This window comes from Geodermatophilus sp. URMC 62, from assembly GCF_052931475.1.
This window is the reverse complement of the sequence record NZ_JBRFHY010000001.1, coordinates 891,039-913,180: the sequence shown is the minus strand read 5'-3', so window position 1 is coordinate 913,180 and position 22,142 is coordinate 891,039. Positions and strand designations below refer to the sequence as shown.

Sequence of the window (22,142 nt, the reverse complement as noted above, 5' to 3'; positions counted from 1 at the left end):
CCGTAGCGTAGGGGAGTGACCGACGCGCCCTCCGCCCGCTGGTCGGAGCTCGACCGCCCGCCCCTCGACGGCCCCGCGCTGCAGGCGGCGCTCACCCGCGACAGCCGGCTGTGGCGCGCGCTCGAGGTCGTCGAGGAGGTCGGCTCGACCAACGCCGTCCTCGCCGAGCGGGCCGCCGACGAGGACGGGACCGAGGGCCTCGTCCTCGTCGCCGAGCACCAGGCCGCCGGGCGCGGCCGGCTGACCCGCACCTGGACCTCCCCGCCGCGGGCGGGGCTGACCGTGTCGGTGCTGCTGCGCCCGGACGTCCCCGCCGCCCGCCGCGGCTGGCTGCCCCTGCTCGCCGGCATCGCGCTGGGCGAGGCCGTGGGGGAGGTCACGGGCGTGCGCACCTCGCTCAAGTGGCCCAACGACCTGCTGGCCGCCGACGGCGCCAAGCTCGCCGGCATCCTGGCCGAGGTGAGCGGCACCGCGGTCGTCGTCGGCACCGGGCTCAACGTGTCCACCCGCGCCGGGGAGCTCCCGCCCACCGGGACCTCGCTGGCGCAGGTGACCGGCGCGGAGGTCGACCGGACGCCGGTGCTGCTGGCCTACCTGCGGGCGCTCGAGCGGCGCTACCTCGCCTGGACCGCCGCGCTCGGCGACCCCGTGGTCACGGGCCTGGCCGGCGACTACCTCGCCTGGTGCTCCACCGTCGGCGCGGAGGTCGCCGTCAGCCTGCCCGACGGCTCGACGCTGTCGGGCACGGCCACCTCCGTCGACTGGGACGGCCGGCTGGTCGTCCGCACCGGCGCCGGCACCGTCGAGCTCGCCAGCGGCGACGTCCAGCACGTGCGGACACGCCCGCGCGGAGCCTGACCGGCGGGCCCGCGCTCGGTCATCCTGGCGGGGTGCCCTACCCCGACAAGCTCCTCGTCGACGACGAGGAGGTCGTCGTCCACCTGCACCCGCACTGGACGACGCTGTTCTGGCCGGTCGTCCGGTCCCTCGTCGTCGTCGGCGCCGGCTCCCACCTCGCCGCGCTGGTCCCGCCCGGACCTCAGCAGGGTGCACTGCGCCTCACGCTGCTCGCCGTCGCGCTGGGCGCCCTGGCGGTCCTCCTCGCCGGGCCGCTGCTGCGCTGGCGCACGACCCACCACGTGCTCACCACGCGCCGACTGCTCTCCCGCGAGGGGGTCCGCTCCCGGCGCGGGCGCGACGTCGCGCTGTCCCGCGTCACCGACGTCTCGTTCCGGCAGACGCTGCGGCAGCGGCTCACCCGCTCCGGGACGCTGACCGTCGAGTCGGTGGGCGACGGCGGTGCCCTCGTCCTCGAGCGGGTGCCCGACGTCGAGGGGACCGCGGCGCTGCTGCACCACCTGATCGAGGAGGACGACGAGCGGCGGGCGCACGAGGCCGGCCGGTCCGCCGATCCCCACGACGACCCGTACGGCGGGTGGGCCTCCGGCTGGCACCGGGCGTCGGGTCACTCCACCGCCCCGTTCTGACCCGGGCCGGCGGGGCGGGGTGTGACCGACCGGTCACGGCGAGCCTGGCCGGTTCTGTCGGCCCCCCGACCTACCTTGCGCACCCATGCGGCTGCTGCACACATCCGACTGGCACATCGGGCGGTCGCTGCACGGTGCCGACCTGCTCGCCGAGCAGGAGGCGGTGCTGTCGGGGCTGGCCGGGGTCGTCACCGCCGAGGGTGTGGACGCCGTCGTCGTCGCCGGCGACGTCTACGACCGGGCGGTCCCGTCGGCCGACGCCCAGGCCGTCCTCGACCGCGTCGTCGAGCGGCTGCTCGGCGCCGGGGCCACCGTCGTCCTCACCCCGGGCAACCACGACTCCGCCCGCCGGCTGGGCACTTTCTCCGGGCTGCTGACCAAGGCCGGCCTGCACGTGCGCGCCGCCACCTCCCGGCTCGACGAGCCCGTGCTGCTCGCCGACGCGCACGGCGAGGTCGCCGTCTACGGGCTGCCCTACCTGGAGCCGGAGATCGCCCGCCATGAGCTGGGCCTCGGAGGGCGGGGTGACGACGCGGCGCGCAGCCACGAGGCGGTGCTGCGGGCGGCGATGGACCGGGTGCGGGCCGACCTCTTCCTGCGCTCCGGCGCGCGCTCGGTGGTGCTCGCGCACGCCTTCGTCGGCGGGGGCGTGGCCAGCGACAGCGAGCGTGACATCTGCGTCGGCGGGGTCGAGGTGGTGCCGGCGGCGGTGTTCGACGGCGTCGACTACGTGGCACTGGGCCACCTGCACCGGCCGCAGTCGCTCACCGACCGGCTGCGCTACAGCGGCTCGCCGATGGCCTACTCCTTCGGCGAGGCCGGGCAGGGCAAGCAGGTGTGGCTGGTCGACCTCGACACCGCCGGGCTGGCCGGCGTCCGCCCGGTGCACCTGCCTGCGCCCCGGCCGCTCGCCGTCCTCACCGGCACCCTCGACGACCTGCTCGCCGACCCCGCGCACGCCTCCGCCGAGGACGCCTTCGTGTCCGTGCGGCTCACCGACGACGTCCGCCCGGCCGACCCGATGCGCAAGCTGCGCGCCCGCTTCGCGCACTGCGTCCACCTGGAGTGGACCGGTGGCGGAGGCGCCGGCGACGGCCGCAGCTACCAGGAGCGCCTGCGCGGCCGCGACGACCTCGACGTGGTCGGGGAGTTCGTCGCGCACGTGCGCGGCGGGGTGGGCGCCACCGAGGCCGAGCGCGACCTGCTGGCCCGGGCGCTGGGCGCGGCGGCCCGCGAGGAGCTGACGCGGTGAGGCTGCACTCCCTGTCCCTCACCGCGTTCGGCCCGTTCGCCGGCACCGAGACCGTCGACGTCGACGAGGTCGCCCGCGACGGGCTGTTCCTGCTGTGGGGCCCCACCGGGGCGGGCAAGACGACGCTGCTCGACGCCGTGGTCTTCGCCCTCTACGGCACCGTGCCCGGCGCTCGCGGCGAGGCCCGGCGGCTGCGCAGCGACCACGCCGACGCCGGCACCCGCACCGAGGTCTCCTGCGAGCTCACCCTCGCCGGCGAGCGGCTGCTGGTCGCCCGCCGGCCCGAGCAGACCCGCCCCAAGAAGCGCGGCGCCGGCGAGACCACCGAGCAGGCGCGGCTGGTCGTGCAGCGGTGGCGCGAGGGCACCTGGGAGCCGGTCAGCACCCGCATCGACGAGGGCTCGGAGTACCTGCGCGTGCGGCTGGGCCTGTCGGCCGAGCAGTTCTGCCAGGTGGTGCTGCTGCCCCAGGGCGACTTCGCCCGGTTCCTCCGCGCCGAGCCCGAGGACCGCGGGAGGCTGCTGCGCACGCTGTTCGACGTCGACCGGTTCGCCCGCGCGGAGGACTGGCTGGCCGGCGAGCGCCGGGCCGCCGAGGAGGCGCTGCGGGCCGACCGGCACCGGGTGAGCACGCTGCTGCACCGGGTCGCCCAGATCGCCGACGTCGAGGTGCCCGAGGAGCTCGCGCCGGAGCTGGTGGGTGCCCACCCCGGCGCCTCGGTGCAGGCCTGGGTGCGCGGCGTGCGCGCCCGGGCGGCCGAGCGGCAGGCCGACGCCGCGGCCCGGGCCGACGACGCCGCCGCCGCGAGCGCCCGCGTCGACGTCGAGCTGGCCGCCGCGCGGGCGCTGGCCGACCGGCACACCCGCCGCGATCGCGCCCGCGCCGAGCGGGAGCGGCTCACCGCCCGCGAGCCCGAGCTGGCGCCGCTGCGGGCCCGCGCCGACGCCGGCCGCCGCGCCGAGGCGCTGCGCGACGTGCTGGAGGCGGCCGGCCGCACCGCCCTGGCCGCGGAGCGGGCCACCGCCCGCCGGGGAGCCGCCGCGGCCGCCTGGGCGGCGGTCTCCGGCGGCCGCGACGCCGACGCGGCGCTCGCCCGGGAGCTGCGCGACGCCGCCGCGGCGGCCCGGGTCCTGCTGCCCGAGGCCGGCCGGGCCGCGGCGCTCACCACCGAGGTCGCCCGGCTGGCCGGTGCCGCCGAACGGCTCGCCGCCCGCTGCGCCGACGGCGCCCGGGCCGTGGAGGAGCAGCCGGCCCGCGTGGCCGCCGCGCAGGCCGCGCTGGACACCGCGCAGGCCGCCACGGCGCGGCTGCCCGGCCTGGCCGCGGCCGAGGAGGCCGCCCGCGCCGCGCTGGACGCCGCGACCCGCGCCGCCACGGTCGCCGGCCGGCTCGAGCGGGCCCGCGCCGACGCCGACGCCACGCGGCTGACCTGGCTGGCGGCACGCGAGCGGCTGGTCGAGGTCCGCACCGCCCGGCTCGAGGGGATGGCCGCCGAGCTGGCCGCCGGGCTCCGCGCGGGCGCCGACTGTCCGGTCTGCGGCTCGACCGAGCACCCGCGCCCCGCCGTGCCCGCCGCCGCGTCGGTCACCGCCGAGCACGAGGAGCGCGCCCGTACCGCCGTCGACACCGCCGACGAGCGGCGCACCGCGGCCGGTCGTGCCGTCGAGGAGCTCGAGCGGGAGCTCGCCGTCCTGCGGGAGCGCTCCGGGCACCGGCCGGCCGCGGAGCTCGCCGAGCACGCGGCCCGTGCCCGCGCGGAGCGGGCGGCGGTCGCCGGGCTGGCCGGGGGTGCCGAGGAGGCGCGCCGGGCGCTGGCCGCCGCCGAGGGCCGGCGCGACGCCGCCGTCGCCGCGCTGGCCGCCGACCGCGAGGCGCTGCAGCGGTGCACCGCCGAGCGCGCCGCCCGCGCCGACGCGCTGTCGGAGCTCTCCGCCCGGCTCGACGCCGCCCGCGGGGAGGACGCCGACCTGCGCGCACGGGTCGACCGGCTGGCCGGGGAGGCCGAGCGGTGCGAGGCCGCCGTCGCCGCGGCCGACGAGGAGCAGCGTGCGCTGGCCGCCGCCGGCGAGGCCCGGACCGCCGCGCGGGCGCGCGCCGCGGCGGCCGGGTTCGACGACGTCCCGGACGCGGCCGGTGCCCTGCTGGCCGATGGCGAGCTGGCCGGGCTCGACCGGCGTCTGCGCGAGCACGATGAGGCCCGCTCGGTGCTGGCCGCCACCCTCGCCGATCCCGACCTCGCCGACCTGGGCGAGCGGCCCGACGTCGCGGCGCTGCAGGCGCGCTGCGCCGAGCTGACCGCCCGCCGCGAGGAGGCGGTGACCGCCCTGGACCAGGCCCGCCGCTGCGCCGGCGCCCTCGACGGGCTCGCCGGCGACGTGGTCGCCGCCGAGGTCGAGCTCGCCGAGCGCCGCGCCCGCGCCGAGCAGGTGGGCGGGCTCGCCGACCTCGTGGGCGGCCGCGGCGCCAACACGCTGCGCATGCGGCTGCAGTCCTTCGTCCTCGCCGCCCGCCTCGAGCAGGTGGCCGAGGTGGCCAGCCGGCGGCTGCAGGAGATGTCGCGCGGGCGCTACACGTTCCTGCACAGCGACGCGATGGGCCGCCACGGCGCCCGGGGCGGCCTCGGGCTCGACGTCCTCGACGAGTACACCGGCACCCGGCGGCCCACCAAGACCCTCTCCGGCGGGGAGAGCTTCATGGCCTCCCTCGCGCTGGCCCTCGGGCTCGCCGACGTCGTCACCGCCGAGGCCGGCGGGGTGCAGATGGACACGCTCTTCGTCGACGAGGGCTTCGGCACGCTCGACGCCCAGGCGCTCGACGCGGTGATGACCGTGCTCGACGAGCTGCGCCGCGGCGGCCGGACGGTCGGCGTCATCAGCCACCTCGAGGAGCTGCGCACCCGCGTCCCGACCCGCCTGGAGGTGGTCGCCGGGCGGTCGGGCTCACGCCTGGCCGGCTGAGGAGGCGGCGGCTCAGAGCCCGGGCAGCGCCCGACCGGGGACGCCGGCCTGGTGCCCGCCCCGCCGTTCGCCGGCCCGCTCGGCCGGCCCGGCTCCGGCGTCCGCCGGAGCGGGGGACGGGGTGGCGGACAGGGCCGCCGGGTGGTCCGCGGCGACGAAGACCCACCGCCGGTAGGACAGGAAGCGGATCAGCGTCCCGAGCGCCGTCGAGGCGACGTTGGTGACCTGCAGGACCAGCGCGCTCTCCTGGCCCAGCGGGTAGCGCACCAGGGCCACCAGGGCCAGCCCGAGCGCCAGCGTCAGGCCGTTGACCACGACGAAGAGGGAGTACTCCCGGCGCAGGCCGGTCCGCGCCCGGTGGGAGAACGACCAGTGCCGGTGCGCGAAGTAGGCGACGGTCATCGACACGACCGTCGAGGAGAACTTGGCGGTGACCGCGCCGACGCCGAGGTGGGCGTAGAGCAGCTGGAACAGCCCGAGGTCGAGGACGAAGCACGCGCTCCCGACGACCCCGAAGGCGGAGAGCTCCTTGAGCAGCAGTCGCCAGGTGGTCCCGGCGCGACGGCGGACGGCCGGCAGGAGGGGCACGCCCGACGACTGTACGGACCCGCGGCCGGTCCTCCCGCGAGACGCGGCGGGCGGTCCCCGGGTCGGCCGTGGTCCGGGGACGGCGGCGGGAATACTGGGCGCATGGGGGGAGCGGGCCGTCGGGGGAGGGCGGCCCTGATGGCGGCGGTGGTCCTCGCGGTGGCCCTGTCGGCCGGCTGCACCCGGTCCCACGCCGACGAGGGCACCGGCCCGGCCGGCAGCGCGTCCTCCTCGGCGACCCCGAGCCCGTCCACCGGCGCGACGGCCGACCCCGGCCCGGCGGAGGCTCCCGCCACCGTCGACACGCCCCTCACCTTCACGGTCGTCGGCGACTCGATCACCGCCGGCTCGCTGCCGATCGAGGGGACGGCGGTCCCGGGGACCCGCTCGTGGCTGCCCGCCGCGCTCGGTCCGCCGCTGGAGTTCCAGGGCGGCTGGGCGGTCCCGGGCGCCACGACGCAGGACATGCGCGCCGGCGTCGTCCCCTCGTCCGCGGACGTCGTGGTGGTCCTGGCCGGCACCAACGACCTCTTCCGCCTGCCCTGGGAGGTCACCGCCGACGACCTGCGGGCGATCGTGGCCACGGTGGGCGTCCCGCGGGTCCTGCTCTCGGCGATCCCGCCCTTCGACGTGGACCCGGCCCAGGCGCTGGAGCTCAACCGCCGGCTCGAGGACCTGGCCGCGGCGCAGGGGTGGCGTTTCATCGACCCGTGGCAGGGGATCTCGGTCGACGGCGCCTACGCGCCCGGCACCTCGGCGGACGGGGTCCACCCGACCCAGGAGGTCGCCGACGTCGTCGGCCGGCGCCTGCGCGCGGAGCTGGTCGGCCTGCGCTGAGCGCGGGGGTCGGACCTGGTCGGCGCGGAACGCCGCCGGAGCCGGTGCCGAACACGGACGCCGACCGCCGGAGGCGGACCGAGCAACCAGCCGCAGGGCACCGGCGAGATCGCTCGGCGCTGCGGTGCGCACCGGTCCGGACACGCGAGTGACCGGGGCCCTCCTGATGACGCCCGTCCTCGGGTCGGCGTGACCTGTGCGGCGACCACGACGACGCGCTCCGCCGGCTCACCCCGTCGGGGGCCATCGACTCCGAACGGCGGGTCACCCGGCGCGATCGAGTCGTCGTGCACGACGAGATACAGGACCGGTGCCGGCACTCGGAGTCCCCGATGGTGCTGCACGACGGCCCGGATAACCTCTCGGTGTGTTGGCGCCCGCACCGACTGACCCCCGGACCGGCCTGCCCGTGGTCGCCATGGTCGGGGGTGGGCAGCTCGCCCGGATGACCCACCAGGCCGCCATCGCGCTCGGCCAGTCGCTGCGGGTGCTGGCCACCGACCCCGCCGAGTCCGCCGCGCTGGTCGCCGCCGACGTCCGCCTCGGTGACCACCGCGACCTCGACGCGCTGCGCGCCCTGGCCGAGGGCGCCACCGTGGTCACCTTCGACCACGAGCACGTGCTGACCGAGCACCTGCGGGCGCTGGCCGCCGACGGCGTGCGGATGGCCCCGGGCCCCGACGCCCTCGTGCACGCCCAGGACAAGCTCGTCCTGCGCCGGGCGCTGGCCGCGGCCGGCGAGCCGCAGCCGGTCTGGGCCGAGGTGCGGTCGCAGGAGGAGCTGGCGCGGTTCGCCGCGACCACCGGCTGGCCGGTCGTCGTCAAGACCCCGCGGGGCGGCTACGACGGCCGGGGCGTGTTCGTCCTCGACGCCGCCGAGGAGGCCGCCGACCTGCTCGCCGCGCACGGCAGCCTGCTCGCCGAGCAGCGGGTGGAGCTGGTGCGCGAGCTGGCCGTGCTGGTGGCCCGCTCCCCGTTCGGCCAGGTCGCCGTCTGGCCGGTGGTGGAGACGGTGCAGCGCGACGGCATCAACACCGAGGTGCTCGCGCCCGCCCCGGGGCTGGACGAGGACGGCGCGCTGGCCGCCCAGGAGCTGGCCGTGCGGATCGCCGACCGCGTCGGCGTCGTGGGCGTCATGGCCGTCGAGCTGTTCCAGGTCGGCGACGGCGTCCTGGTCAACGAACTGGCCATGCGCCCGCACAACTCCGGGCACTGGACCATCGAGGGCGCGCGCACCAGCCAGTTCGAGCAGCACCTGCGCGCCGTCCTGGACTACCCGCTGGGGTCGACGGCGATGGCCGCTCCGGTCGTGGTCATGGCCAACGTGCTCGGGGGCCGGGCCGCGGCCGCCGGCTGGGACGGCCCGGGCATCGACGAGCGGGTGCACCACCTCATGGCGCACTGGCCCGACGTCAAGCTGCACTGGTACGGCAAGGGCCAGCGCCCCGGCCGCAAGCTCGGGCACGTCACCGCGCTGGGGGAGGACCTCGAGGAGGTCCGCGCCCGGGCGGTCGCCGCGGCCCGCTACCTGGCCGACGGCGAGGTCGACCCCGCCTTCGCGTTCGCCGAGGAGCACTGAGGTGACCGAGCCCCTGGTCGGGATCGCCATGGGCAGCGACTCCGACTGGCCCACGATGGAGCCGGTCGCGCAGGCACTGGGGGAGTTCGGCGTCCCGTACGAGGTGCACGTCCTCTCCGCGCACCGCACCCCGCACCGGATGCTCGACTACGCCGCGGGCGCGGCCGGGCGCGGCCTGCGCGTCCTCGTGGCCGGCGCCGGCGGGGCGGCCCACCTGCCCGGCATGCTGGCCGCGGCGACACCGCTGCCGGTCATCGGCGTCCCGCGGTCGCTGGACCGGCTCGACGGCCTGGACAGCCTGCTGTCGATCGTGCAGATGCCCGCCGGCGTGCCGGTGGCGACCGTGTCGATCGGCGGCGGGCGCAACGCCGGCCTGCTGGCGGTGCGCATCCTGGCCGCGGCCGACCGGGAGCTGCGGGCGGCCGTCGAGCGGTTCCAGGCCGACCTCGCCGACTCCGTCGTCGCCCGCGACGCCGCGCTGCGCGCCCGGCTCGCCGGTGGCCCCGGCACTGTTGGGACGTCCTAGCATCCCCTCGTGAGTACGACGAGTGGGCTCTACCAGCTGACCGAGGAGCACGACGCGATCCGGGCCGCGGTCCGGGACATCGCCGAGCGCGAGATCGCGCCGTACGCCGCCGAGGTCGACGCCGACTCCCGCTACCCGATCGAGGCGCAGAAGGCGCTGACGGCGGCCGGGTTCCACGCCACGCACATCCCGGAGGCCTACGGCGGCGAGGGTGCCGACGCGATCGCGACCTGCATCGTCATCGAGGAGGTCGCCCGGGTCGACGCGTCGGCGTCGCTCATCCCGGCGGTCAACAAGCTCGGGTCGATGCCGATCATCCTGTCGGCGTCGGAGGAGCTCAAGCAGCGGGTCCTGCCCTCCATCGCCGCGGGCGACGCGATGATCAGCTACGGCCTGTCCGAGCGGGAGGCCGGCTCCGACGCCGCGGCGATGCGGACCCGCGCCCGCCGCGACGGCGACACCTGGGTGCTCAACGGCACCAAGGCCTGGATCACCAACTCCGGGGTGTCGGAGTGGTACACGGTCATGGCCGTCACCGACCCGGAGAAGCGGGCCAACGGCATCTCCGCCTTCGTCGTCCACCGCGACGACCCGGGCTTCGCCGTGGGCCCCAAGGAACGGAAGATGGGCATCAAGGGCTCGCCCACCTGCGAGCTCTACTTCACCGACTGCACCGTCCCGGCCGACCGGATGATCGGCGCCGAGGGCACCGGTTTCAAGACCGCGCTGCGGACGCTGGACTTCACCCGCCCGACCATCGGCGCGCAGGCCGTCGGCATCGCGCAGGGCGCGCTGGACGCCGCCGTCGAGTACACCCGCGAGCGCAAGCAGTTCGGCAAGGCCGTGAGCGACTTCCAGGGCGTGCAGTTCATGCTCGCCGACATGGCCGTGCAGATCGAGGCCGCCCGGCACCTGGTGTACGTCGCCGCCGCCCGAGGGGAGTCGGGCCACTCCGGCGGCAAAGTGGACCCCGACCTCGGCCGGCTGTGCGCCGCGGCCAAGGCCTTCGCCTCCGACGTCGCCATGAAGGTCACCACCGACGCCGTCCAGCTCTTCGGAGGCGCCGGCTACACGCAGGACTTCCCGGTCGAGCGCATGATGCGCGACGCCAAGATCACCCAGATCTACGAGGGCACCAACCAGATCCAGCGCATGGTGATTGCACGGAGCCTCCTGCGGTAGGGCTCCCCGGTGTGCGGGCCGCGGCGGTCATCCTGATCGGGTGACCGCCCCCATGCTCCGCCCCGCCGTGCTGCTCGTGACCTGCCTGGCCTCCTGCCTCGCGCTGGCCGCCTGCGGCGGGGCGGCCGGCGAGGCCGCGTCGACTGGCACGGCCCAGACGACCTCGGCGGCCGTCCCGGACGACGGCGGGGTTCGCGCGGTGTTCCTCGGGGACTCCTACACCGTCGGCGTCGGCGTCGGCGTCGGCGTCGGCGTCGGCGCTCGGCCGGCCCGACCTACGCGGCCCGTGCTGCCGACCGGCTCGGCTGGAGCCGGGTCGACGCCGGGCAGTCGCGCACTGGCTACGTCGCGGACGGCGGGGGTGGCAACCGGGCGCCCTTCAGTGCCCGCGTGGCCGACGTCGCCACGGTCGCCCCCGACGTCATCGTGGTGCAGGGCAGCACCAACGACGCCGGTGTCCCCCCGGCCGAGGTCGGGGCCGCGGCCGCCGCCCTCTACGCCGACCTCGCTGCCGCGGTGCCCGGTGCGCGGGTGGTCATCCTGGGGCCGCTGGCGGCACCCGGCGTGCCGCGCCGGGAGATCGAGGCGATCCGCGACGCCCTCAAGGCGGCTGCGACGCAGGCGGGGCTGCTGTTCGTCGACCCGATCGCCGGCGACTGGCTCACGCCTCCAGACGGCCTCTACGCCGACAGCACCCACCCCGACGACGAGGGCTACGCGGTGCTCGCCGACGAGCTCGTCGAGGCACTGCGGGCCGCCGGCCTCTGAGTAGCCCTGTGTCAAGCCGCGGTCGCAGTGCCCTGGCTGAGATATCGGTTGAGGGCGCCGTGGCGGGCGGGATCGTAGGGCTGGCGGTCTTGCCAGCTGCGCCAGATGACGCCGGTCCAGGCGCGGGCCAGGACCCGAACAGGGTGTGGATGGCGCATGCCGCGAGCCAGGGTGAACGGCTCGCCGCGCCGCACGACGAACTCGATGGCCATGCCGATCCGCTCCTCGGCGACGGCCAGCTCCGCGGCCAGCTCCGCGGCCAGCTCGGCGGCCAGCTCGCGCTGGGTCACCAGCTCGGAGGCGCCAGCGTCGGTCAGGTGGGCGGCGAAGGTGGACGGCGCGCCCTCGACGTAGACGGCGACCAGCCGGGCGCCCTGGCGGCGCGCCAGCCCGGCGGCGTAGGCGGCGGCCCGCATCGACCTGGGGGAGCCGTCCACGCCGACGAGCAGGACGCGCGGCCCGTCGACCGACGGGACCGGCTCGACGGACGGAGGGCGGTCACGCCCCCAGTCCAGCACGGCGGCTCAGCCGAGCAGCCGGGAGACCGCCGACAGGCGGGCGTCCCCGGCCATGGCGGCGAGCCACGCCGACCAGCCGGGACGGGCCCGCACGGCTTCGAGGGCCGCGCGCGCGGCCGCCCGGTCACCACGGCGGGACGCGGCCAGCGCGGCGTAGAGGTCACGCGCGCCCTCCGGCGCGAACAGCGCGAGGGTCTCGTAGTCGCGCTCGTCGTAGGCGCGCTGCAGGGTGCGCAGCACCCGCAGCTGGGCGACCGGGTCGCCGGAGTCGTCGACGCGCAGGTCCACCCGCACGCCGTCGTCCTCCTCGGAGGCCGGCTCGCCGCTGACCACCAGCAGCGCGGCCGACTGCCGCCCCCGCAGGTCGCCGCCGGCGTCCTGGCCGGCGGCGAGCGCGGTCAGCAGCCGGTCGGGCAGCGGGCCGCACGCGGCCTCGGCCGCCCGCGCCATCGCCGGGAGCACGTCGGGGGAGGCGAGCATGTTGCCCTGCACGCTCCAATCGGCGCCCACGAGGTGGCCGCTGACCGGGAACGAGCCCGGCCCGGTGTCGGCGGCCACCTCGCCGGAGGCGCCGAGGACGGCGAGCTGCCGGTCGGCGTCCTCGGCCGCGTGCGCGGCCCGCCGCACCAGGACCGCCGGCGCGGTGCCCTCGGCCAGCCCGCCCAGCAGCACGTTGCCGAGGCCGCGCGGGCTGCGCGCCTGCACCGCCACGACGCCCACCCCGGGCCGGGCGCTGGGCACCGCCCGGCCGACGGCCAGGATGCAGGAGGAGACCGCGATGCCCATCTCGCCGGTCAGCGGGTCGCGGGCGACGACCGAGAACGTCACCGGGGGAGCGGTGCCGTGGCCGGTGCCGCGGTCAGACGGTGGCCGGCAGCGCCATCGTCGGGACGTCGCCGGGCACGGACAGCGGGGCGCCGGTCTTCTCGACCACCTCGTCGGGCGTGACGCCGGGTGCCACCTCGCGCAGCACGAACCCCTCGCCGGTGACGTCGACGACGGCCAGGTCGGTGACCACCCTGTTCACGCAGGTCTTGCCGGTCAGCGGCAGGGTGCACTCCTCGACCAGCTTGGGCGACCCGTCGCGGGCCACGTGCTCCATCATGATGATCACCGTGCGGGCGCCGTGGACGAGGTCCATCGCGCCGCCCATGCCGTTGACCATCTTGCCGGGGATGAGCCAGTTGGCCAGGTCGCCGCGGGGGTTGACCTGCATCGCGCCGAGCACGGCCACGTCGAGGTGCTGGCCGCGGATCATGCCGAAGCTCAGCGAGGAGTCGAAGAAGCTGGCCCCGGGCAGGACCGTCACGGTCTCCTTGCCGGCGTTGATCAGGTCGGGGTCCTCCTCGCCCTCGAAGGGGTAGGGGCCCACGCCGAGGATGCCGTTCTCCGAGTGCAGCACCACGTGCACGTCGTCGGGCACGAAGTTGGGCACCAGGGTCGGCATCCCGATGCCGAGGTTGACGTACTGGCCGTCCTGGAGCTCCAGCGCCACGCGGGCGGCGAGCTGGTCGCGGGTCAGGCTCATCGGGCGTTCCCCTCGGTGGCCTCGTCGCCGGCGGCGGCCGGCGCGGCGGAGCGGTCGGTGCGCGGGCGGGTGGTGCGGCTCTCGATCCCCTTGCCCTCGGTGCCGACGACGACCACCCGGTCGACGAAGACCCCGGGCAGGTGCACGTCCTCGGGGGTGATCTCGCCGGGCTCGACGAGCTCCTCGACCTCGGCGACGGTGATCCGCGCGGCCATGCCGGCCAGCGGGTTGAAGTTCCGCGCGGACTCGTGGAACACCAGGTTGCCGTGCCGGTCACCCCTCGCGGCGCGGACCAGGCCGAAGTCGGCGGTCAGCGCGGTCTCCAGCACGTACTGCCGGCCGTCGAACTCGCGGATCTCCTTGGGCCGGGAGGTCTCCACGACGTTCCCGTCGGCGTCGTAGTGCACCGGGATGCCACCGTCGGCGACCATGGTGCCCACCCCGGTGGGGGTGTAGAAGGCCGGGATGCCGGTGCCGCCGGCGCGCAGCCGCTCCGCCAGCGTGCCCTGCGGGGTCAGCTCGACCGACAGCTGGCCGGACAGGTACAGGCGGGCCAGCTCCTTGTTGCCGCCGACGAACGAGCTGATCGTCCGCGTGATGCGCCCGGCGTAGAGGAGCACGCCCAGGGCCCGGTCGTCGACGCCGCAGTTGTTGCTGATCGTGGTCAGCCCCGAGGCGCCCTGCTCAAGCAGCGCGTCGATCAGCTTGATCGGCACACCGCACAACCCGAACCCCCCGACGGCGAGGGTCGCGCCGTCCCCGACGTCGGCCACCGCCTCCCGCGCGCTCGCGACGACCTTGTCCATCAGCTGACCACCGTCCGTCCCTGAGGCGGCCCGGCCGGTCCCTCAGGCGGGACGGCCGAGCTCGCGGAAGCCCTCGATCCGGAGGCCGAGCGTAGCGGTGACCCGCTCCGACGCCGCCCGGCTCCCCAGCGCGGTCGGATCGGCATTGCGGCACAGCACCAGGGAGGCGCCGGCCGCCAGCGGTGCCAGCAGCCAGGCGACCGGACCGGCCTCGGCCGCGGTCCGCTCGTCGACCAGCAGCCGGTCGCCGGCGGCGATGCCCAGCCGCCCGGCCAGCTCGGCGGCCGCGGCGGCCAGCCCGCCGAGGGTGAGCTCGAGCCCGCCGGCGAGCAGACCGGGCGCGGCCGGGTCCGGGGGGACGTGGGGCGTGAAGACGTCGCCGTGCGCGCGGACCTCGAGGGCGAAGTCGCGGGCCGGGCCGGAGTAGCCGGTCATGCCGAGCCCCAGGGGGTGCAGCGACAGGCCCAGCAGCTCGGGCACGTCCTGGTCGTCGAGCGGGGCGAGGCGGTCCTGCGCGGCGAGGACGACGTCGGCTGAGTCCAGGCTGCCGTCGTCCTCGGCCGCGGTGTCGAGGACGGCGGCCCCGCAGCTCCACACCCCGAGCAGCACCGCGGCGGTCTGCCAGTGCACCGGCAGCGCGACGGCGACGGTGCTGCCGGTGCCGACGTCGAACTCGTCCTGCAGCAGGTTGGCGGTCTTCGCCACCCAGTTGGCCAGCGTCGTGCCCGACAGCTCGACCCGCTCACCGGTCGCGTCGTCGTAGGAGGTGATCAGGGGCGCGGCCGGTTCGCGGCGCAGCGCCGCGGCCAGCAGGTCCGCGGGCGTCCGCGGGGAGGCAGGCATGCCCCCAGCCTCCCAGCAGGTGAGCGCCGTGCAGGGACCGCCGCAGCCGTCGACCGGCCTCCCTGCGGGGTCCCGCCGCGAGCCTGCGAGCGGCGGGGGTGGTGACGTGCTGGAACGGCCCCCTCGCAGGGGCCCGCGCGGAGCGGAGCGAGGTGTGGGGGGCGAGGGGGTCCTTCCTCAGTTGATGCAGGAGGTGTCGGCCGCCGTCCGCGGGGTCTCCTCGGCCGCGCCGCTGGGGGCCGGGGCCTGCTGGGTGGTCTGCTGGCCGACGCCGTTGAAGTCCTCGCCCAGCACCAGCTGCACGGTCCCCGAGCTCGCGTCGCTGCTCTCCTCGGTGGCCGCGCCGGGGATGGCGGCGGCCACGGCGGCGGCCAGCGCGTCGTCACCGGAGGCGTGACGGACCGTCGTCCGCGCGTAGTCGTTGCTGTCGGCGTTGCCGGTGCTGGTCACGGTGAAGCCGGCGTCCTCCAGGGACGCCGCGGCCTCGGCGGCCAGGCCGGAGACCCCCGAGCCGTTGTAGACCTCGACCGACACGTCCGAGGGCGCCACGGCCGCGGGTGCCTCCGTCGTGCTGGGCGCGGCCTCCTCGGGCTCGGCCGACAGCTCGGCGAAGAAGGCCTGCAGGGTGTCCTCGTCGGCCAGCCGGAGGATGGAGCGGCCCTGGTCGTCGCGGTCGTCGCCGACGATCGGCACGGTCTGGAACTTGATGCTGCCCGCCGTCACCGCCTGCATCTGCTGGGCCAGGTCGAGCAGCACGAGGTCGCGGTCGATGGTCAGCGACTGCGAGGCGGCCTCGACCAGCTCCCGCTGCGTGCCCAGGTCGAGCAGCACGTCGTCGGAGAGCATCTTGCGCAGCACGCCGGCGAGGAACACCTGCTGGCGGACGATCCGGTCGAGGTCGCCGCGGGGCAGGCCGTGGCGCTGCCGCACGAAGCGCAGCGCGTCGGCGCCCTCGATGACCTGCTGGCCGGCGGGGAAGACCGCGCCGGAGTAGGCGGAGTCGTCGACGGCCTCGCAGAGGTTGACCTCCACGCCGCCGACGACGCTGCTGAGCTCGAAGAAGCCGAGCAGGTCGACCTCGGCGTAGTGGTCGATCTGCAGGCCGGTGAGCTGGCTGATCGTCTGCACCAGCAGCTGGGCACCGCCGGCCTGGCGCTGGTCCTCGGTCGCCGAGTCGTCGACCTCGGAGTAGCCGTAGGCGTAGGCGGCGTTGAGCTTGTCCCTGCCGTGGCCGGGGATCTCCACGTAGGAGTCGCGCGGGAACGAGACGAAGGAGGCGCGCGACCCGTCGGCCGGGACGTGCACCAGGATCATCGTGTCGGTGTTGATCCCGGAGTCCTCGCCGGCGTCGAGCTCGGCGAGCTGCTCGGGGGTGAGCTCGGCGCGGCTGTCGTTGCCGACCAGCAGCATGTTGATCGCCTCGGGGGCGTCCCCGGCGTCGGAGTTGCCCGCCGTCGGGATGGCGTCGGTGCGGTTGACCGTGGCCTCGGCGACCCGCCCGAGGTACCAGCCCCAGCCGCTGCCGGCCAGCAGCACGACCGACAGGACGGCGGCCGCGGCCCGCGCGACGACGACGGGGCGGCGGCCCGGCGCACGGTCGGCGCGCTCCCGGGGGGCACGGCGCCCGGCACCGTCGGCCGGGGCGTCCTGGCTGCGGTCGGAGCGGGGGGCACGGCCGGCGCGCGGGTCGAGCCGGGCCGGGAGCGGCCGGCCCGGGGCGCCGCCGTGCTCGTTGCGGTCTCGGCTCACGGGACCGAGGTTAGGGGCGAGCGGCGGGCGCGCCGGGCCCGCGACACGGCGGAACGCTCCGTCTCGCCGGCGGCGGTGCCCGTCTGGCACCGGCCGCCCGCCCAGTCGCGCCCGACCCCACCCGGCACAGACGTCACACCGGCGGAGGATGCCCGGCGTGCCGGCCGGCGGCAGGATGCGGCCATGCGCGTGCTCGTGACCGGAGGAGCGGGTTTCATCGGCTCCCACTACGTCCGGACGATGCTCACCGGGGGCTACGCCGGTTACGAGGACGCCGAGGTGACCGTCTTCGACAAGCTCACCTACGCCGGCAACCCCGCCAACCTCGCGCCCGTGGCCGACAGCCCGCGCTACCGCTTCGTCCGGGGCGACATCTGCAGCCCGGCCGATCTCGACGCCGCCCTGCCGGGCCACGACGTCGTCGTCAACTTCGCCGCCGAGTCCCACGTCGACCGGTCGATCACCGGCGCCTCGGCGTTCGTCCTCACCAACGTGCTCGGCGCCCAGCAGGTGTTCGAGGCCGCGGTGCGCCACGGCGTGCGCCGAGTGCTGCACGTGTCCACCGACGAGGTCTACGGCTCGATCGACGAGGGCTCCTGGACCGAGGACACCCTGCTCGAGCCGAACTCGCCCTACTCGGCGGCCAAGGCCGGCGGCGACCTGCTCGCCCGCGCGTACGCGCGGACCTACGGCCTGGACGTCTCGGTGACCAGGTGCAGCAACAACTACGGGCCCTACCACTTCCCCGAGAAGGTCATCCCGCTGTTCGTCACCAACCTGCTCGACGGGCTCCCCGTCCCGCTCTACGGCGAGGGGGTCAACGTCCGCGACTGGCTCTACGTCGACGACCACTGCCGCGGCATCCAGCTCGTGCTCGAGCGGGGGGAGGCCGGCGGGTTCTACAACATCGGCGGCGGCCGGGAGCTGTCCAACCGCGAGCTCACCGCGAAGCTGCTGGAGGCGACCGGCCGGGACTGGAGCTACGTCGAGCCGATCGTCGACCCGCGCGGCGGCGGGCACGACCTGCGCTACTCGGTCGACTACTCCAGGACCGCCGCGCTCGGCTACGCGCCCCGGATGCCCTTCGAGGAGGGGCTGGCCCTGACCGTGCAGTGGTACCGCGACAACCGCGCCTGGTGGGAGCCGCTCAAGGCCGCCGCGGCCACGGCCCGCGCGTGAGCGTCCCCACCGCGTGGCTGGTCACCGGCGCGCACGGCCAGCTCGGCCGGGAGCTGACGGCGCTGCTGGCCGGCCGGCCGGACGACGCGCTCACCGCGCTGGGCCGCGACCGGCTCGACCTCACCGACGAGGCCGGCGTCCGCCGGGTCGTCCGCGACTGGCTGGGCGGTGCGCGGGCGGCGGGGCGGCGGGCGGTCCTGGTCAACGCCGCCGCCTACACCGCCGTCGACGCCGCCGAGACCGACGAGGACACCGCCACCGTGGTCAACGGGCACGCGCCCGGCTGGCTGGCCCAGGAGCTGGCCGGCGCCGGGCGGCTGGTGCACGTCTCCACCGACTACGTCTTCGACGGCTCCGCCACCGAGCCCTACCCCGTCGACGCCCCGCTGGCGCCGCGCTCGGCGTACGGACGCAGCAAGGCGGCCGGCGAGCGCGCGGTCGCCGCGGCCGGCGGGGAGGCCACCGTCGTCCGCACCGCCTGGGTCTACGGCCGGCACGGGGCCAACTTCGTGCGCACGATGGCCGGCCGCGCCGCCGCCGGCGCCCCGGTGTCGGTCGTCGACGACCAGGTCGGCTCGCCCACGTGGGCGGCCGGCCTCGCCGCCGGGCTGGTCGCGGTGGGGGAGCGGGACGAGCCGGCCCCGGCGGTGCTGCACCGGACCGACGCCGGCGCGGTCAGCTGGTTCGGCCTGGCCTGCGCCGTCTACGAGGAGCTCGGCGCGGATCCCGCGCTGGTGTCCCCGACGACGACCGAGCACTTCCCGCGGCCGGCGCCGCGGCCGGCGTACTCCGTCCTCGACGGCGGCGCCTGGCTGGCCGCCGGCCTCCCGGCGCCCCGGCCGTGGCGCGCCGCCCTGTCCCTGGCGGTGCCCGGCCTCGGCTGAGCCCCGTCCGGTCCCCCCCGGCCGTCGCGGCGGCGCCCGCCCGGCCGTGACCGACCGGTCCGCCTCCGCCGGGGTGGCTGCGGTGGGTGTGACGGGTGGGACGTGCTCACAGGCGCGCACCCGTGTCGGAGCACCGGGCCCCGCCGCCGGGACGTCGATCCTCCGGGGGAAAGCCGGTCGTCCCCGCGGGGCGGCCGGGCGCCGGTACCCCGGAGGACTCACCCCTTGCGCCGCCTGATCACGGGATCCACCGCCTTCGTCGCGTTCACCGGGACCTTCCTGGTGCTGCCCGTCTACGCCGAGCCGGCACCCGAGCCCGTCCCGGTGGAGGTCACCGCGGAGGAGGTCACGCTCGGCTCGGTCGACGCACCGGCGCCCGAGGCCGACGTCCAGCAGGGGACGACCGACCCCGTCGCGGGCGTCGGCGCCACCGCGCCGACGCTGACGGTCCGGCAGACCGACCTCGACGAGTTCTCGATGGTCAGCGTCAACTGGGCCTACGACCCCGCGGTGACGGACACGGTGGTCAACGTCCGCGTCCAGGACGAGGACGGCGACTGGGGGGAGTGGACCGAGACCGGGACGGAGGACGCCACGCCCGATCCCGGCAGCGACCGGTCCGGGTGGCGCGGCGGCACCTCCCCGCTGTGGACCGGCCCGAGCCGTGGTGTGGAGGCCGAGCTGGTGACCCGCTCGGGAGCCCAGCCCACCGACGTCCAGCTCAGCCTGGTGGACCCGGGGGAGAGCGAGGCCGACTCGGGCCCGCAGGTCCCGGAGATCACCGACACGGCCGAGGCCGCGCTGGCCATGCCGCCGGTGTACTCACGCGCCCAGTGGGGCGCCGACGAGGACCTGATGACGTGGGCGCCGCAGTACGCGTCGACGATCAAGGCCGCGACCCTGCACCACACGGCCTCGGGCAACGGTTACAGCGCCGACGAGGTGCCGGCCATCCTGCGCGGCATCTACTACACGCACGCCGTCACCAACGACTGGGGCGACATCGGCTACAACGTCCTGGTCGACCGGTTCGGCCGGTTGTGGGAGGGCCGCAAGGGCGGCCTGGCGAGCACGGTCGTGGGCGCGCACGCCGGCGGGTGGAACACCGGCACCTTCGGCGTCTCCATGATCGGCAACTACGACGTCGTCGACACCCCCCAGGCGATGGTCGACTCGGTCGCCGCCGTCATCGCGTGGAAGTTCTCGCTGTACGGCGTGAACCCGACCGGCACGACGCAGCTGACCGGTGGCGGGTCCGGGACCTCCCGGTATCCCGCCGGGACGACGATCACGCTCCCGACCGTCTTCGGTCACCGCGACGTCGGCAACACCGCCTGCCCGGGGCGGTACGGCTACTCCCGGCTGCCCGAGATCCGCACCAAGGTCGCCGCGGCGCTGACCGCGACCACACCGCAGATCACCGAGCGCTACGACTCCGACCCCGCACTGCGCGCGCTGCTGGGCGCCAAGACCGGCCCGGAGCAGCAGTCGGCCGGTGTCATCTGGCAGACCTACCAGGGCGGCAACCTCTACTACACCCCGGACACCGGCGTGAAGCTGGTCCGCGGCGGCATCCTGGGCGGCTACCTCCGCGCCGGCGGGCCGGCCTCGCTGGGCGCGCCCACGGTCGAGGAGCGGGGGGTCGGTGACGGCCGCGGCGCCGTCGCCGAGTTCCAGCGCGGCGCCGTCTACTGGACGGCGAGCACGGACGCGCACGTCGTCCGCGGGGCCATCCGGGCGTACTGGCTGTCGACCGGCGGGCCCACCGGGAGCCTCGGCTACCAGGTCGAGGACGAGCGCGGCGCCGCCGACGGGTCGGGGGCCTGGTCGGCGTTCGAGCGCGGCACCGTCTACTGGTCGGCCGCGAGCGGCCCGGTCGTGGCCGGCGGCGGCATCCGCGCCGTTTACGAGGGCTCCGGCGGGCCGACCGGCCCGCTGGGCTACCCGACGGCGGCGGAGGACGACGTCTCCGGGGGCCGCGGCCGCATGCAGGCCTTCCAGCGCGGCGCCCTCTACTGGACGCCGGCCGCCTACGGCGCGCTGGTCTACGGCGCCATCAGGTCGGCCTGGGGTGCCACCGACGGCCCCGACGGGCCGCTGGGCCTGCCCACCGGCAGCGAGCGCGCCGCCGCCGACGGTTTCGGCCGCGTGCAGACCTTCCAGGGCGGCTCGGTGTACTGGTCGCCGGCCTCGGGTGCCCATCCTGTCCGCGGCGGGGTCCTCGCCACCTGGCTAGGCAGCGGAGGCGAGACCGGCCCCACCGGCTACCCGACCAGCGCCGAGGCCGCCGCCGGTGACGGCCGCGGCCAAGTGCAGCGCTTCCAGAGCGGCTCGATCTACTGGACGGCGACTACCGGCGCGCACATCGTGCGCGGCGCGGTCGGCGCCATCTGGCTGGCCTCCGGCGGCCCCGGCGGACCACTGGGCTACCCGGCGGGCGGCGAGCGGGACACCGCGGACGGCCGCGGGCGGGTGCAGTCCTTCGAGCGCGGCGAGGTCTACTGGTCGGCCACGACCGGCGCGCGGATCGTGCGCGGGGACATCGCCGACGCGTACGCGGCCGCCGGTGGGGTGACCGGGGTGCTGGGCCTGCCCACGGCCGAGGCCACCGCCACCGGTCCCGGGGGGACCGGGCGGGTGCAGACCTTTCAGGGCGGCGGCATCTGGTGGACCGCCGACCACGGCGCGCACGTCGTCCGCGGCGGCATCGGCGCCACCTGGGCGGCCTCCGGCGGCGTCACCGGGCGACTGGGCTTCCCGGTCGGCGACGAGACGGCCACCGCCGCCGGCGCGCAGCAGCGCTTCCAGGGCGGCACCGTCACGTGGACCACCGCCACCGGCCGGGCCACGGTGAGCTACGCGTGAGCGCGCGCACCCGACCGCGGCGCACGGCCGCCACCCGCGCGGCGTGGGCGGTCGCCGCCGCGGTCGTCCTGGCCGGCTGCTCCTCGTCCTCGGACGCTCCGGACCCGGCCGCGGTTACCACTACCGTCACGACCACCCCGGGTGTCAGCCCGGAGGCATCCCCGTCGGCCGGGGACCCGACCGGCGTGTCCACCGGGGCGGGGGACACCGCGGCGGGGGACACCGCCGAGCCCACCGACGTCGCTACCGACCCGCCGCTCACCACCGGCGGGCCGCGGTCCGACGACCTCGAGGTCGTCGTCTCCTACGCCGGCGTCGCACCGGACGGCGGCAGTGTCGAGGTGGCCGGCTTTGTGCCGGGCGTCGTCGAGGACGGCGGCCGCTGCAAGTTGGTGCTCGCCCGCTCCAGAAAGGACGACGTCAGCGTGGACGGCGAGGCGTTCGCCGACGCCCAGTCAACCTCGTGCGCACTGCTGTCCGTGCCGGTCGGCCGGCTCGCCCCGGGCGACTGGACCGCCCGACTGGAGTACCGCTCCGGCCGCTCCTCCGGGACCAGTTCCCCCATGACCATCGCCGTCCCGTGAGGCCTCCCCG

General features: G+C 76.6%; 20 protein-coding genes. 13 read left to right on the top strand and 7 right to left on the bottom strand.

Features of this window, described 5'->3' with window-relative positions; translation table 11 throughout:
- Positions 1 to 15 precede the first annotated feature (15 nt).
- From ACU616_RS04320 to ACU616_RS04305, 4 genes are all read left to right on the top strand, one after another.
- A complete protein-coding gene (locus ACU616_RS04320; protein ID WP_446757260.1) occupies positions 16 to 858 on the top strand; it encodes a biotin--[acetyl-CoA-carboxylase] ligase in 843 nt (280 codons plus the stop codon).
- Positions 859 to 890: 32 nt separating this feature from the next.
- Positions 891 to 1,487, top strand: a complete 597-nt coding sequence (locus ACU616_RS04315; protein WP_446757259.1) for a PH domain-containing protein — start codon at positions 891 to 893, stop codon at positions 1,485 to 1,487.
- 85 nt (positions 1,488 to 1,572) lie between these two features.
- Positions 1,573 to 2,739 carry an exonuclease SbcCD subunit D gene (locus ACU616_RS04310; protein WP_446757258.1) on the top strand — a complete coding sequence of 389 codons (1,167 nt, stop codon included), beginning with the start codon at positions 1,573 to 1,575 and terminating at the stop codon, positions 2,737 to 2,739.
- A complete protein-coding gene (locus ACU616_RS04305) occupies positions 2,736 to 5,696 on the top strand; it encodes an AAA family ATPase (RefSeq protein WP_446757257.1) in 2,961 nt (986 codons plus the stop codon). The genes ACU616_RS04310 and ACU616_RS04305 overlap by 4 nt, the downstream gene beginning before the upstream one ends.
- Before the next feature lie 12 nt (positions 5,697 to 5,708).
- Here the strand turns inward: ACU616_RS04305 and ACU616_RS04300 are convergent, their stop codons facing one another.
- Positions 5,709 to 6,284: a GtrA family protein gene (locus ACU616_RS04300; protein WP_446757256.1), complete on the bottom strand. Its 576-nt coding sequence runs from the start codon at positions 6,282 to 6,284 to the stop codon at positions 5,709 to 5,711.
- 138 nt (positions 6,285 to 6,422) lie between these two features.
- On the opposite strand from ACU616_RS04300, the gene ACU616_RS04295 reads away from it, so the two are divergent.
- The 5 genes from ACU616_RS04295 to ACU616_RS04275 all read left to right on the top strand — a co-directional run bounded on the left by ACU616_RS04295 (position 6,423) and on the right by ACU616_RS04275 (position 11,176).
- Positions 6,423 to 7,121: an SGNH/GDSL hydrolase family protein gene (locus ACU616_RS04295; protein WP_446757255.1), complete on the top strand. Its 699-nt coding sequence runs from the start codon at positions 6,423 to 6,425 to the stop codon at positions 7,119 to 7,121.
- Positions 7,122 to 7,488: 367 nt separating this feature from the next.
- Complete coding sequence (locus tag ACU616_RS04290; protein ID WP_446757254.1) at positions 7,489 to 8,700, top strand: 5-(carboxyamino)imidazole ribonucleotide synthase; 1,212 nt, start codon at positions 7,489 to 7,491, stop codon at positions 8,698 to 8,700.
- 1 nt (position 8,701) lies between these two features.
- On the top strand, positions 8,702 to 9,226 hold the full coding sequence (gene purE / locus ACU616_RS04285; RefSeq protein ID WP_446757253.1) for a 5-(carboxyamino)imidazole ribonucleotide mutase: 525 nt from the start codon (positions 8,702 to 8,704) through the stop codon (positions 9,224 to 9,226).
- A 9-nt stretch (positions 9,227 to 9,235) separates the two neighbouring features.
- Positions 9,236 to 10,408, top strand: a complete 1,173-nt coding sequence (locus ACU616_RS04280) for an acyl-CoA dehydrogenase family protein (RefSeq protein WP_446757252.1) — start codon at positions 9,236 to 9,238, stop codon at positions 10,406 to 10,408.
- Positions 10,409 to 10,489: 81 nt separating this feature from the next.
- Positions 10,490 to 11,176: an SGNH/GDSL hydrolase family protein gene (locus ACU616_RS04275; RefSeq protein ID WP_446761449.1), complete on the top strand. Its 687-nt coding sequence runs from the start codon at positions 10,490 to 10,492 to the stop codon at positions 11,174 to 11,176.
- A gap of 11 nt (positions 11,177 to 11,187) precedes the next feature.
- Here the strand turns inward: ACU616_RS04275 and ACU616_RS04270 are convergent, their stop codons facing one another.
- From ACU616_RS04270 to ACU616_RS04245, 6 genes are all read right to left on the bottom strand, one after another.
- Complete coding sequence (locus ACU616_RS04270; RefSeq protein ID WP_446757251.1) at positions 11,188 to 11,694, bottom strand: universal stress protein; 507 nt, start codon at positions 11,692 to 11,694, stop codon at positions 11,188 to 11,190.
- A 6-nt stretch (positions 11,695 to 11,700) separates the two neighbouring features.
- Entirely contained in the window at positions 11,701 to 12,522 is an 822-nt protein-coding gene (locus tag ACU616_RS04265) for a DUF1028 domain-containing protein (protein WP_446757250.1), read from the bottom strand.
- A 31-nt stretch (positions 12,523 to 12,553) separates the two neighbouring features.
- Positions 12,554 to 13,222, bottom strand: coding sequence for a CoA transferase subunit B (locus tag ACU616_RS04260; RefSeq protein WP_446757249.1), 669 nt, complete (start codon positions 13,220 to 13,222; stop codon positions 12,554 to 12,556).
- Positions 13,219 to 14,028, bottom strand: coding sequence for a CoA transferase subunit A (locus ACU616_RS04255; protein WP_446757248.1), 810 nt, complete (start codon positions 14,026 to 14,028; stop codon positions 13,219 to 13,221). Before ACU616_RS04255 ends, ACU616_RS04260 begins: the two co-directional genes overlap by 4 nt.
- Positions 14,029 to 14,070: 42 nt before the next feature.
- On the bottom strand, positions 14,071 to 14,871 hold the full coding sequence (locus ACU616_RS04250) for a TIGR03089 family protein (protein ID WP_446757247.1): 801 nt from the start codon (positions 14,869 to 14,871) through the stop codon (positions 14,071 to 14,073).
- Positions 14,872 to 15,048: 177 nt separating this feature from the next.
- Positions 15,049 to 16,620 (bottom strand): LCP family protein, encoded by a 1,572-nt coding sequence (locus tag ACU616_RS04245; RefSeq protein WP_446757246.1) that lies wholly within the window; start codon positions 16,618 to 16,620, stop codon positions 15,049 to 15,051.
- 183 nt (positions 16,621 to 16,803) lie between these two features.
- Here ACU616_RS04245 and rfbB point away from each other — a divergent pair, with 183 nt between their 5' ends.
- The 4 genes from rfbB to ACU616_RS04225 all read left to right on the top strand — a co-directional run bounded on the left by rfbB (position 16,804) and on the right by ACU616_RS04225 (position 22,132).
- Positions 16,804 to 17,799: a dTDP-glucose 4,6-dehydratase gene (gene rfbB / locus ACU616_RS04240; RefSeq protein WP_446757245.1), complete on the top strand. Its 996-nt coding sequence runs from the start codon at positions 16,804 to 16,806 to the stop codon at positions 17,797 to 17,799.
- A complete protein-coding gene (gene rfbD / locus ACU616_RS04235) occupies positions 17,796 to 18,683 on the top strand; it encodes a dTDP-4-dehydrorhamnose reductase (RefSeq protein ID WP_446757244.1) in 888 nt (295 codons plus the stop codon). Before rfbB ends, rfbD begins: the two co-directional genes overlap by 4 nt.
- Before the next feature lie 225 nt (positions 18,684 to 18,908).
- Positions 18,909 to 21,548 carry an N-acetylmuramoyl-L-alanine amidase gene (locus ACU616_RS04230; RefSeq protein WP_446757243.1) on the top strand — a complete coding sequence of 880 codons (2,640 nt, stop codon included), beginning with the start codon at positions 18,909 to 18,911 and terminating at the stop codon, positions 21,546 to 21,548.
- Positions 21,545 to 22,132: a hypothetical protein gene (locus tag ACU616_RS04225; protein ID WP_446757242.1), complete on the top strand. Its 588-nt coding sequence runs from the start codon at positions 21,545 to 21,547 to the stop codon at positions 22,130 to 22,132. Before ACU616_RS04230 ends, ACU616_RS04225 begins: the two co-directional genes overlap by 4 nt.
- The last annotated feature ends 10 nt before the right edge of the window (positions 22,133 to 22,142 follow it).